Genomic DNA, 13,159 nt, shown 5'->3' with positions numbered 1-13,159 from the left:
AATCGCAATGGCAGTTTTATCATTCTTAGGTGGAATCATCCCATTAGTAGGAGAGCTTTTAAAAGCAGTAATGTAAGCTCATTATTCCGCAATTGCAATTATATGTAAAAAAATATCATACAAATGATCTGTATATCAAGAATGAATTGATGTGCAGATCATTTGTGTGAGCAAACTTTAACAAGAAAAAGAATCCCAGAAATCATAAGGGATTCTTTTTCTTTATGTAATTACGGCATTAACATTTTTGCTACAGATAATGATGTCCTATGTAAACTTCATATGTATAGGTTATTCATAGTTTAAATAAGATGATTTTTTAATATATTTGTCGAATTATTTGTTGTTGCAACATATTAATTAAAGCGAGGTTTATGAGTTATGATTCGGTTAATCGAGGAAACAGATGCAGAACCTTTTTTAGAATTATGTAGAAAGATTGATGAAGAAACGGAATTTATGTTATTTAAGGAAGGGGAGAGAACTACTACAATTGAACAACAAAAAAGTGCTATCAAAAGAATGTCTCAATCTTCTAATTCAGCTATTTTTGTTGCTGAGATTGAAGATGAATTAGTAGGATACTTGATGGCAATTGGTGGTCAACCTAAAAGAATTAGGCATAGTGTTTATATTGTTGTTGGTGTAACTCATGAAAATAGTGGAAACGGAATTGGAACTAAGTTATTTAAAGAACTTGAAAATTGGGCAAAGACTTTTGGTGTAATCAGATTAGAGTTGACTGTAAGAGTAAATAATACATCAGCCATTTCTTTATATGAGAAATTAGGTTATGAGATTGAGGGCATAAAAAGAGGTTCTTGTGTTGTTGATGGAGATTTAGTTGATAGTTATTATATGTCTAAGATTTTAAATGTATAGGTTTTACTTCTGATAACGAATCTTATGTCATCAACGCTTATAATAAGATAACAAAATGTAGAAAAGTAAAAATTTCGTTTAGGGGGTACCTCAAGACCTTAGCTTGGTGGCCATGTGGTACTACCCCTATGTGAAATGTAGTAATTATTATTGTACTTGGACACAATTCATTTACTACAGTATTAAGTATATCACTTACATCATGTATCTTTTATAAAGAAGTATGTCGAATTCAAGAATATTAGTTTTTTATATGAAAAACTAATATATAACCTTGAAATTAAAGTCTTTTGCAATTGTCCATATTTTTATTTCATATAAAACTTTCTAAATACAGATAAAATGATAAGTATAGAATCATTTCATCTGTATTACAATAACTATGAGCTTTCTTCTTTTGTTAGATGACTATGTTTTTTCGAATAAACAAAGTATACAACTACTCCAATTGCTAACCAAACACCAAAGTACACCCATGTTGTTAACGGTAAATTTAGCATTAAGAATAAACAGCAAACAATTGAAATGATCGGCAAAATTGGTACAAGTGGTACCATAAATCCACGCTGTAATTTCGGATGTGTTTTACGAAGGATGATAACTGATACACCAACCATCGCAAACGTTAATAGCGCCCCAATATTCGCTAAATTCGACAATTCTTTTAAATCGATAAATCCAGCAATTAAAGCACTACCAATCCCTGTTAACCAAGTTGAAAATGTTGGTGCTTCTGTCTTCTTGTTAATTTTCGCAAAAGATTCTGGCAATAAACCGTCACGACTCATTGCAAAGAATACACGTGTTGTTGCGTAAATATAAGCAAAAATTACAGCCATAATACCAATTACAGCTCCAATAGCAATTACACCAGCTACTTTATCTTGCCCGACAACTTCTAATACATAAGCCATTGCTTCTGGTACATCTAACTCTTTATAAGAAACCATACCAGTCATAACAAGACAAACCACAACATAAATGATTGTACAAATAACTAACGAAGCAATGATACCAATTGGAAGGTCGCGTTGTGGATTTTTCACTTCTTCTGCTGAAGTTGCTAATGCATCGAAACCTAAGAAAGCAAAGAATACTGCTGCTCCTCCGGCAAAGACTCCACTTAAACCATACGGTGCAAATGGTACCCAGTTTTCTGGTTTTACGTAGAATACACCAACTGCAATAAATAAGATAACAATAGCAATTTTGATTAATACCATTGCGTTATTCACACGTTTACTTTCTTTCGTACCACGTGATAATAGCCATGTTAGTACTAACGTAATGACTACTGCTGGTAAGTTAACGATACCACCTTGTGATGGAATCGTTAACAGTTCTTTTGGAATTTCTAATCCAAATCCACTTATCAAGTTATGGAAATAACCTGTCCATCCACCAGCTACTGCTGCTGTTGTTACAACGTATACCGATAGTAAGGTCCATCCCATTAAATGGGCTACAAACTCCCCAATTGTAGCATAAGAGTATGTGTACACACTACCTGAAACAGGAAGTGTAGAAGCAACTTCTGCATAACATAATGCTGCAAATCCGCAAACAATTGCGGCAATCATAAATGAAAAAATAACTGCTGGACCAGCATCTCTTGCTGCTACTAATCCAGTTAATACAAGAACGCCTGTACCAATTATTGCGCCAATTCCTAGCATTGTTAAGTCAAATGCCCCTAAATTTTTTGACAAAGTTTTACTTTTACTTTCTTCTAACAATTGCATAACAGATTTCTTTTTAAACAGGTTGGCCACGATATATGTCCCCTTTTACCAAAGAAGAGCTAAGATGTCTTCTCCTAGCTCTTCTTTGGTAAAATTAATTTATTTTATAAGATATTCAAAGAGTTATTTTACTTCATTCGCAACAAAGAAATGCTCACATACACTGGAAATGCGTTTTAAGTCCACATTTCCACCTGAAATAACCGCTACTACTTTTTTACCTTTTGTATATTGATCAACTTTTCCTGCAAGAAGAGCAGCTGTAGCTAATGCTCCAGCTCCTTCTACAACAGCTTTTCCACGTTGTAGTAAGTCTTTCATGGCTACTTCTAATTCCTCTTCTGATACCGTTACAATATCATCCACTAATTCTTTAACAATTTCAAAGGTTAAGTCTCCTGGTATTTTAACAGCACATCCATCAGCTATTGTTGGTGCTTCATAATGGGATACAATTTTTCCAACATCATAAGAAGCTTTCATTCCATGGACATTATCAGCTTGAACACCAATAATATTAATTGATGGATTAAATGATTTAAGTGCAACTGCAATTCCTGAAATAATACCTCCACCACCAATAGGCACAATTACAGTATCAACATCCCACATATCATCAAGAATATCTAAACCAATTGTTCCTTGGCCAGCCATTACCTCTACATCATCGTATGGATGTAAATATGTTTCTCCTGTTTCCTGTATAATTTCTTCACATTTAGCCTTAGCATCATCAAAGGTATCCCCATGTAAAATAACTTCAGAACCATATCCTCTGGTAGCATCAACTTTGGCTTGTGGTGCAGAAATTGGCATAACAATTTTACTTTTGATTCCAAGTAAATGAGAAGATAATGCAACACCTTGTGCATGATTCCCAGCTGAACAAGCAATCACACCATGTGCTTTTTCTTCATCTGTTAAATTTGAAATTTTATTAAATGCACCACGAAACTTAAATGATCCAGTTAATTGCATATTTTCTAACTTCAAATGAATTTCTCCACCCGTTTTACTCGTCAAATAAAATGATTTAACAAGGGGAGTCTTACGTGCATTTCCAGAAAGAATTTGTTGAGCCTTTTTTATATCACCAATGTTAAGTGGTAAATTTTTGTTAATCATAGTAACACTTCTTTCAGTGGTTTATAATCTAACTCTAACGTCTTTCCTAAATTCTCATAGGTAATAAAACCTTTATAAATGTTTATACCAGATGCTAAAGCCGGTTTAGTATTTATTGCATTTTCTAATCCCTCTTTAGCAATTAATAATAAATATTCAATATTTCCATTTGCTAAAGCCATGGTCGAAGTACGTGGGGTGGCACCAGGCATATTTGGTACAGCATAATGGATTACATCATGCTTAATAAATATAGGGTTATCATGTGTTGTATAGTGATCAACTGTTTCAACTGTTCCACCTTGGTCAATTGCAATATCAACAATAACACTGCCAGGTTTCATTGATTGAACCATATATTCTTTTACAATTTTCGGTGGTTTAGCTCCTGGTATTAAGATAGTTGAAATAAATAAGTCTGCCTCTTTTATATGCTTTTCTAAGTTTTCAGTATTGGATTCAATAACCTCTACAGAATCATTCACATATCTTTCTTTTAAATAAGCAATTTGTGTTTTGTTTAATTCTAGAATAGTCACATGGCAACCAATTCCAATTGCCATATCACATGCATTAATAGATGCATTTCCTCCACCTAAAATGACAACATTTCCAGCAGGGATACCCTCAATTCCTGATAATAAAATCCCTTCTCCTTGATGTTGTTTTTCTAGATAATAAGCTCCCATAAAGACTGCACGGCGGCCAGCAATCGCACTCATGGGCTTTAACAGAGTCAAAACACCATCTTCACTAATTGTCTCTCCAGCAATTGCAGTAGTTCCTGCTTGTCTCATTGCTTCAACACACTCTTTAGAAGCTGCTAGATGTAAAAATCCCCATACAATGAGATCTTTTTTAAAGTAGTGATATTCTGCAGATAGTGGTTCTTTCACTTTTACTACCATATCGACGTCCCAAGCTTCTTTTTGAGTTACTATGCTTGCACCTGCATTTGTATATTCATCATTAGTATAACCAGATCCTAATCCAGCATCTTTTTGTACCAAGACTTGATGTCCCTCTGCAACTAATTTTTGAGCATTTTCGGGAGTCATTCCCACACGAGATTCACCTTTTTTTATTTCTTTTACTACTCCGATTTTCATACTCACACTTCCTTTTGAAATTAATATATCTAACAATTTAAATAAAAAATGACAAGTACACCAAACTTATTATGTGTATACATGCTATTTTTCATTTATCTCGCTGTTTTGCCCCTACAAGATAGCAAGATTCAAAACCCTAAGTCAATCGCTTTGTGAAATCATTCACAAAATGTATTTATTTGCTCGGTAATAAAATTCTATCTTGAAAATTATTATTGTATAGCATTTTAGTCTGTGCTAGACTTTGTCACGAATAACATCTCTTCTGAATTTAAAGCAACTTATCATTATGTAATACAAATTAAAAATCTGTGCGTTGAGTATTAATTGTGTTATGAAGACTTCTCTACTAGAAGCATGACCAAACATATTTGTGAAGTATTTCACAAATATGTTTGGTCATTAGTACTCATTTTCTATTCCTAATTCTAGGCAAATATATATTTAATTAGATATTCAAGTTTAAGCTTAAAAATATTATGTGAAAAACTAGGGATAATATCTAAATATGAGAACACCAAGTGCTGCGATTCATTAGAGATTTTGTTTATTTTTATAAAACAGGAGTGATTGTTATGTCACAACAACAACTAAAAAAAGAAATTGGTTTCTTTGCTGCTTTGACTACAGTTATTGGTACCGTAATAGGGGCTGGTGTTTTTTTTAAACCAACTGCATTATATGGTATCACTGGTACAGCCAGTTTAGGGTTGCTCGCATGGGTTATTGGCGGAATATTAACTGTTTGTGCAGGATTAACAGGGGCTGAATTATCGGCTGCTATTCCAGAAACAGGTGGTATGATGGCTTATTTAAAACGTACTTACGGAAATTTAACAGCATTTTTACTAGGTTGGGCTCAAACCGTCATTTACTTTCCAGCAAATATTGCAGCACTTGCTATTATTTTCGGAACCCAAACTGTTAACCTGTTTGGATTAAATGCTAATGAAAATAAAATGATGATTGTAGGAATTGCTGTTATAACTGCAACCTTTGTAACTCTTATGAACTTTTTAGGTGCTAAAGCTGCTGGAGGGATCCAAACCGCTTCCACTATAGGTAAATTACTTCCTTTAGCTCTTATTATTATTTTTGGTTTGCTACACAAAGGTGATGTAACTTTTCAATTGTACCCAATTGAGGCAGGACCAGATAAATCTTTTATATCCGCTCTAGGTTCTGGCTTACTTGCAACCATGTTTGCCTATGATGGATGGATACACGTAGGGAATATAGCTGGCGAAATGAAAAATCCCAAAAAAGATCTACCTAAAGCAATAATACTAGGATTATCAATTGTTACGGTCGTTTATTTATTAATTAATATTGCATTCCTAATGGTTATGTCTGCAACAGCACTTGCAGGAACTGATACACCTGCATCTGAGGTTGCAAAAATTCTTTTTGGTACAATGGGTGGAAAACTAGTTAGTATAGGTATTTTAATATCTGTATTTGGTACAATTAATGGATATATTATGACAGGTATGAGAATTCCTTATGCTATGGCATTAGAAAATAAACTACCTTTTAGTAAATGGTTTGCTACATTATCTAATAAGAGCAGAGTTCCTTATAATTCTGGAATATTTGTCTTGTTGGTTTCAATAATCATGATGCTTATAGGAGGGTTTAATACGTTAACAGATATGTTAGTATTTGTTATATGGATATTCTATACAATGACATTTTTAGCTTTATTCATTTTACGTAAAAGAGAGCCAGAACTTGCACGTCCTTACAGGGTACCCTTATACCCGATTGTACCGACGATAGCTTTATTAGGTGGCTTATTTATAGTCTTTAATACGTTATTTACACAAACATTACTAGCCTTATGTGGAATAGGACTAACGGCTTTAGGCCTTCCAATTTACTTTATAATGCGTAATAAGCATATTGATGTAAAAACAGAGGATTAAATTGTGTCCAAATGTGCGAAATTCTCGAAATGATATGGCGAGGCCTAATAAGGAACAGCAAAAAAGACATTTTCCCCAGTTGAAGATGTCTTTTTTATGCAACTTTCCCTAGATTTCAATAACATTATATGCAATTTACTTAGAATGGGTCTGTTGCAAAGTTTTTTTACACATAGAGACATGGGAAGATTGTGGTCAAATTTTATGAAACCGATAATAAATTCTGTAATTCGTTATACGTCGAAAAGACGGAGTCTGATTGAAGACTTCGTCTTTGTTTGTATATGGCATGAAGCGTTTCTATCCCTTTTATCGTACGTGAGGCATGACGAAGACTTTGAAATCCTAAGGAACGAGCGAAATGGCGCTTCACGTGTCGATGATCTTGCTCAATGAGATTATTGAGATATTTTGTTGTACGATGAAAGGTATTTTTGTAAAAGTCTATTCTCTGTAATTTTTTAAATGCGCAAATTAAGGAAGGAGCCTTATCTGTAGTCAGAACCGTATTTATCTTCCTAAGTCTATTAAAATGCCATAATTCCCTACTCTTGGTTTAGAAAGTAGGGAATATTTTTTGTAAAGGATTTATCGTTTTTTCTCAAAGCACTACATTTAGAAAGAATAACATTTTTTACACTTGGGGGTAGTTGGATTTCTTAAGTTGATGGGCATGTGGCGGCACCCTGAAAAGAAGTTCCTTTTTTCTGAAAAATGTATATAAATGCAAAATGAATAATAAATACCCGAAAGGATTTTATATTTCCTTAATTTATTCCTTTCCATCTACATTAATCATTTATTACAACAGCTTTCACGTTTAAAATAAGATGTTTCAACAAAGGAAAATATAAGTATCTTTATAATGAGTTCCCAATATAATCAATGTGTTAATCAAAGGAACTCTGTGTTATTTTTATTTTTTTATTAACTAATACAGCTTCAAACAATGGACACAATTGCTACATGCCAAGTGTAATTTATTACCCATTCAAAATTCTGTTTATTCAATCTTTCTAAAAATAAAAAAATATTAAACTCATAAATATACAAGTTATAATGAGGGCGTCGAGAGATAATCTATTACCTCTGGAGAAAATATCAAACCTGGTTCTGGTGCAAAATTCTAAAGACCTTGCAAGTAATCTTCTAAAATTGGACATACTGATACGATTACTCTAAGAAAGGTGTGTGATCAGAAGGGAAATTTATTCAACATGAAAATGGAAGCGTTATCAGCCAGATCTTATTTTGTTAACAGTACGTTGGTACCTGCGGTACAACTTAAGTTTTCGTGATGTAGTAAAAATGATGGAGGAACGAGGATTATCCTTGGCTCATACCACGATTATGCGTTGGGTCCATCAATATGGACCGGAGTTTGAGAGAAGAATCCGACGTCATCTCAAACAAACAAATGATTCATGGAGAGTGGATGAAACGTATATAAAGGTAAGGGAACAATGGATGTATTTCTATCGTGCTGTTGATTCTGAAGGAAACACAATTGATTTTTACCTAAGTAAATCTAGAAATCATAAGGCTGCAAAGCGATTCTTCATAGAAATGACACCATTAAGCTCAATGGTATTAACAGTGCTGATTGGATTGACAGAGGTACCAATGGCAATTGATGCTGCTTTAGGTTGTTATGGAAGCTCTATATTAAACCTCATGTCATTTAAGAAAATGAAATTTGGTGATAATTCTAATACAGTTTTTATTACAATTGAATCTCTTTCTCAAGCTGACATTTTAATAGATTGACCTGTTCTGATTTTTGGAACAAATGTAATTGCAGAAAATAAAAGCTGGAACATATTTTGAATTGGTCATTCTAATAACTTAGATTCAACTGCAATTAAAAATAATAAATTATGGGGGTGCTTATATGAACATGAATGTAGCATCTATTAAAGAAAAAAAGGTTGTTAAATACAAAAGTTGTTTTGATGTGATTGGGCCGGTAATGATAGGTCCTTCAAGCTCACATACTGCAGGTGCTTTAGCCATTGGAGCAGTTGCCAATAAATTATTTCAAGGTCTTCCAAAAAAAGTCGTGGTAAGGTATTATGAATCATTTGCTGAAACCCATAAAGGACACGGAACTGATTTTGCAATTATTGCTGGAATATTAGGATTTGCTACCGATGACAGCAAAGTGCCAGATGCTATTAAAATAGCAGAATCTAAAGGCATGGACATTACCTTTATTGAAAAAGCAGGTGATAGTCCTGCTGGTCATCCAAATACGGCAGATGTATATTTAGAAGATGAAAATCGAAGTATTAGAACGGTGGGTATTTCGGTCGGCGGCGGATTAATTGAAGTCAAACATGTTGAAATTGACGGATTTAGCTTAGATCTTCAGGGCCCATTGCCAGTTATTATTGCGATTTCCGAAAGAGCTGACTTTGAATTTGTCTTACGCAGGATCTTTAAACAATATGATGTGGAAATTAACGACTTTCATAGTTTAGAAGAAAGCGGAAAATATTTATATGCATTCGCTTTGGATTCGCTATTGCCTGGTGATGCTCAGAAGGAATTGGGAAGTTTAAGCAGTCTAGCTAATATCATTATTCTTTAGTTACATTAAGGGGTGAAAAAATATGTATATGACCATAAAAGAAATTGTGGATGCAGCTAATAAAAGGCAAAAGCCAATTTATGAATTAGCAATCGAACAGGAAATCGAACAAACTAAAACTTCTTATGAAGAAGTTTGGAGTAAAATGGAAAAAAATTTAACGACTATGGAAAATGCCATAAATAAAAGTATCGAGGGCGACGGGGTATTTTCTCCGACTGGTTTAACCGGAGGCGATGCTGTTAAAATAAAAAAATATCGAGAAAACGGAAAAACTCTTTCTGGAGATTTGATGGTGTTAGGGATTCAAAGTGCTATCGGTGTTAATGAAGTAAATGCTTCATTAGGGGCTATTTGTGCGACTCCAACAGCAGGTGCGAGTGGGACAATCCCGGGAGTCCTATTTAGTATTAAAGATACGTTTCAGTTAGGTCATGAAGATATGGTCCATTTTCTATTCACTTCATCTTTATTTGGAATGATAGTCGCAAATAACGCTTGTATTTCCGGAGCGTACGGAGGATGTCAAGCTGAAGTAGGCAGTGCCTCAGCAATGGCGGCGGCTGCAGCGGTAGAAGCTGCTGGAGGAACGCCACAGCAATCTTCTGAAGCTTTCTCAACCGCATTACAAAATTTACTCGGTTTAGTTTGTGATCCGGTCGCTGGTTTGGTAGAAATTCCTTGTGTAAAGAGAAACGCCATTGGAACGGCAAATGCTTTAGCAGCAGCGGACATCGCATTAGCCGGCGTAAACAATATCATCAATGCTGACGAAGTTATTGAAGCGATGTATAGAGTTGGAAGACAGATGCCTCGCGAATTAAGAGAGACAGGTTTAGGCGGAATTGCGGCCACACCTACAGGGATTGCCATTAAAAGTAAAATTTTTGGAGAGAAACAATTAAATAAATAAACGGTTATTTGAAATATTGTGAAATAGTTAACAATTCTGTTCTCTATTGTTCTCCTAAGGATGTCTGTATATTAAGAGCCATTGTCATTGAAATATACTACTATACAATTAAAATATACTACTATATAATTAAAATGCTTTGTAAACGCTAACAAATTCATCAGGTTGATGACTAGCGAATTTTTCGATTTTGATCAACTTAGAAGAAGGACACACGATGTGGAGCATCTTGTAAGCAATTCATTTTTCAAGAATGGTCTATATTCCTAAGCTTTAAAAAGAGACGTAAGAATAGGATACAAGGAGGAATTATTATATGAATGGGAATACTGCAAAAACAATAGAATTTCAAGCTGAAAATACTGCAGTAAAAAATGAGAAATATCCAGACCCTAAAAAGTGGCATAAACAGGATACTACCTGGGCATTGAGCCTTTTTGGAACAGCAATTGGAGCAGGAGTACTCTTTTTACCTATTAATGCAGGTTCAGGTGGTTTATTATCATTACTGTTAATTACCATACTTGCATATCCTGTTATGTATTACTCACATAGGGCGCTTGCTAAAATGATATACGCTTCCAATTCTGCTGATGAGGGGATTACAGGTACAATAAGAGAGTATTTCGGAAATAAGGCAAGTATAATTTTTAACATAGTATATTTCGTCTCAATTTATACTATCGTGCTGATGTATTCGGTTGCACTTACAAATACTGCAAGTAGTTTTATCGTGCATCAATTGCACATGCAGGAGCCTCCAAGGGCCATTTTATCACTTGTATTAGTACTCGGTCTTATAGCTATACTAAATTTTGGTCAAGATATCACTGTAAAGATAATGAGCATGCTAGTATACCCTTTCATAGCTTCTCTACTTTTTATCGCAATATCTTTGATTCCAAAGTGGAATACGTCAATGCTTAGTTTTTCAAGTGTTTCTACTGCTTCAACAGGAACAGGATATTTTGGAACGATATTGATGATACTACCAATCATAGTATTCTCGTTTAATCATTCTCCTATGATTTCGTCATTTGTTATGAAACAGAGAGCTACCTATGGAATAGAAGCTACTGATGCCAAATGTGCTCAAATACAAAAAGTTTGTTATATCATGACATTCGTTGTTGTTATGTTCTTTGTTTGGAGCAGTACCTTGAGTTTGACTCCAAATGATCTTATAATGGCAAAAAAAGAGAACTTGTCAATCCTATCATATCTTGCTAATGAGCTTAATTCGCCTATAATCACTATTGCAGCTCCTATCATTGCTTTTATGGCCATAACAAAGTCCTTCCTTGGCCATTATATAGGAGCATATGAGGTAATGCGTGACATGATTATCAAGTCCAGTAAAACACGCGGAAAAGATATAGGAGAAAAAACAGTTAAGACAATGATCCTTACTTTTGTCGTATTAACATGCTGGTATGTCGCTTATGCAAATCCAAGTATTCTTGGAATCATTGATGCCCTTAGCGGTCCGTTAGTTGCTGCTATCTTATGTTTATTACCAATGTATGCGATCCGTAAAGTACCAGTACTAGCTAAATACAGAGGGAAAATGAGCAATGTATTTGTCATTATTATAGGTATACTTACTGTCCTAGCAAGTATTAAGTCATTATTCTAATTCACTATTGTTGGTTCTGGTGCAAAAATAGTGGGATATGAAAAAAGAACGAAAGATCCTAGCGGAATTGAATTTTAAGTTGTTAAACCAAAGAGATCATGGATAAGATATATCTATTTTTGGACAGACTTCTCACCTTGGGGAGTTTGTCCTTTTTTGATCATATGCATAACTTCTATTCTAGCAATCACTTTTTTAGCTGTTTGCAATGATTTTAATCCAAGCATATTGGGGTGCCGCCCCATCGCCATCAAGCTAACAAAACAAAATACCCCCTAAAATGAAAAAATACGCTATTATTTCAATGTAATAATAAAGGTATAAGAAATACATACATAGAAAAAATCTAATAGACAGAGGTAATTATAAGATGATTTTAAAACTAGCATTTATACTTTTTGGAGTACTCTTAGTATTATGGGGTATATATAGTACTAAAAAATATGAAACATTTTTAGACAAAATCACTGGAATAGGACAATTTTTAGCCGGAATTGCATGTATAATTATAGGGATTTTAAACTTTATAAATGAAAGTAAACTTTTGAATATTAATTTACTTTCAGTGATAGGAGTAGCACCACTTGCCCATGAACCTAATATTTTGGAGTACCGCAAAACAAAAATTTCACCTCACCACAGTTGTCTATGAGAATTCAGTTCATTTTTTTGTTTTAGGGAACAATTAATTTCCAATACATGTCTTAATGCGAAAATGTGATATTTCATTGACCTTACTCAGGTATGCAATATTGCATATAAGAATGTATTGATAAAAATGTAAGCGCTTACTATAATGAAAGCATAAAGATAAATCACATCTTAGAAACAACAAAAGAGGAGGAAATAATATGACAATCGCAATGACAATTTTAAAATTTGTAGGTGGAGCACTTCCATTCGTTCAAGAACTTTTAAAAGCATTTATGTAAGTTCACTATTTAGCAATTATTTATAAATAATTATCATACCTTAATACGAAAAAAAGGAAGGAGTTGATTTTTTTGAAAATCAAGAAAAATACTAAGGGAATAAAATTACTAGCATGTTTATCAATTGGCTTATGCACTTTTAATTATTCTTCTATTTCTTTCGCTGAAACACATACAAGTAATTCAGCTGATGCAACAAAAAAAGCTATTAACATTGATACTGGCATAGCAAATCTTAAGTATAATAATCAAGAGGTTTTAGCAGTAAATGGTGATAAAGTAGAGAGTTTTGTTCCGAAAGA

At 33.8% G+C, this 13,159-nt stretch carries 10 protein-coding genes and 3 pseudogenes; 8 read left to right on the top strand and 5 right to left on the bottom strand.

Going from position 1 to position 13,159, the window contains the following annotated elements:
• Window positions 1-381: 381 nt before the first annotated feature.
• The gene (locus tag JDS96_RS28045; protein WP_199668772.1) at window positions 382-882 is read left to right on the top strand and encodes a GNAT family N-acetyltransferase; all 501 of its coding nucleotides are present in this window, start codon (window positions 382-384) and stop codon (window positions 880-882) included.
• 380 nt (window positions 883-1,262) lie between these two features.
• Here the strand turns inward: JDS96_RS28045 and JDS96_RS28040 are convergent, their stop codons facing one another.
• The 3 genes from JDS96_RS28040 to ald form a co-directional block, all read right to left on the bottom strand.
• Window positions 1,263-2,654 carry an amino acid permease gene (locus JDS96_RS28040; RefSeq protein ID WP_040119246.1) on the bottom strand — a complete coding sequence of 464 codons (1,392 nt, stop codon included), beginning with the start codon at window positions 2,652-2,654 and terminating at the stop codon, window positions 1,263-1,265.
• A gap of 93 nt (window positions 2,655-2,747) precedes the next feature.
• Complete coding sequence (gene tdcB / locus JDS96_RS28035) at window positions 2,748-3,749, bottom strand: bifunctional threonine ammonia-lyase/L-serine ammonia-lyase TdcB (protein WP_018767858.1); 1,002 nt, start codon at window positions 3,747-3,749, stop codon at window positions 2,748-2,750.
• Window positions 3,746-4,858 carry an alanine dehydrogenase gene (gene ald, locus JDS96_RS28030; protein ID WP_018767859.1) on the bottom strand — a complete coding sequence of 371 codons (1,113 nt, stop codon included), beginning with the start codon at window positions 4,856-4,858 and terminating at the stop codon, window positions 3,746-3,748. The genes tdcB and ald overlap by 4 nt, the downstream gene beginning before the upstream one ends.
• 578 nt (window positions 4,859-5,436) lie before the next feature.
• Here ald and JDS96_RS28025 point away from each other — a divergent pair.
• On the top strand, window positions 5,437-6,786 hold the full coding sequence (locus JDS96_RS28025) for an APC family permease (RefSeq protein WP_018783600.1): 1,350 nt from the start codon (window positions 5,437-5,439) through the stop codon (window positions 6,784-6,786).
• Between the two features lie 202 nt (window positions 6,787-6,988).
• On the opposite strand, the pseudogene JDS96_RS28020 reads toward JDS96_RS28025, so the two are convergent.
• Window positions 6,989-7,294: pseudogene (locus tag JDS96_RS28020) on the bottom strand (DDE-type integrase/transposase/recombinase); the annotation flags it as partial.
• A gap of 740 nt (window positions 7,295-8,034) precedes the next feature.
• Between JDS96_RS28020 and JDS96_RS33515 the strand changes: the two are divergent.
• The 4 genes from JDS96_RS33515 (at window position 8,035) to JDS96_RS28000 (ending at window position 11,925) form a co-directional block, all read left to right on the top strand.
• On the top strand, window positions 8,035-8,553 hold the full coding sequence (locus JDS96_RS33515; RefSeq protein WP_199668773.1) for an IS6 family transposase: 519 nt from the start codon (window positions 8,035-8,037) through the stop codon (window positions 8,551-8,553).
• Window positions 8,554-8,677: 124 nt separating this feature from the next.
• Window positions 8,678-9,376 (top strand): L-serine ammonia-lyase, iron-sulfur-dependent subunit beta, encoded by a 699-nt coding sequence (gene sdaAB, locus JDS96_RS28010; RefSeq protein ID WP_003209639.1) that lies wholly within the window; start codon window positions 8,678-8,680, stop codon window positions 9,374-9,376.
• A gap of 22 nt (window positions 9,377-9,398) precedes the next feature.
• Window positions 9,399-10,289 (top strand): L-serine ammonia-lyase, iron-sulfur-dependent, subunit alpha, encoded by an 891-nt coding sequence (sdaAA, locus tag JDS96_RS28005; RefSeq protein ID WP_199668771.1) that lies wholly within the window; start codon window positions 9,399-9,401, stop codon window positions 10,287-10,289.
• Window positions 10,290-10,605: 316 nt separating this feature from the next.
• Window positions 10,606-11,925, top strand: coding sequence for an amino acid permease (locus tag JDS96_RS28000; RefSeq protein ID WP_003203867.1), 1,320 nt, complete (start codon window positions 10,606-10,608; stop codon window positions 11,923-11,925).
• Between the two features lie 113 nt (window positions 11,926-12,038).
• Here the strand turns inward: JDS96_RS28000 and JDS96_RS27995 are convergent.
• Window positions 12,039-12,155: pseudogene (locus tag JDS96_RS27995) on the bottom strand (IS6 family transposase); the annotation flags it as partial.
• Window positions 12,156-12,295: 140 nt separating this feature from the next.
• Here JDS96_RS27995 and JDS96_RS27990 point away from each other — a divergent pair.
• Both JDS96_RS27990 and JDS96_RS27985 read left to right on the top strand, forming a co-directional pair.
• The gene (locus JDS96_RS27990) at window positions 12,296-12,577 is read left to right on the top strand and encodes a hypothetical protein (protein ID WP_003205185.1); all 282 of its coding nucleotides are present in this window, start codon (window positions 12,296-12,298) and stop codon (window positions 12,575-12,577) included.
• 343 nt (window positions 12,578-12,920) lie between these two features.
• A pseudogene (locus tag JDS96_RS27985) lies at window positions 12,921-13,159 on the top strand (alveolysin); the annotation flags it as partial.

The organism is Bacillus cereus group sp. N21 (assembly GCF_016483395.1).
Classification (GTDB): domain Bacteria; phylum Bacillota; class Bacilli; order Bacillales; family Bacillaceae_G; genus Bacillus_A; species Bacillus_A pseudomycoides.
The sequence above is the reverse complement of the archived record's forward strand: the minus strand, read 5'-3'. Positions and strand labels throughout refer to the sequence as shown.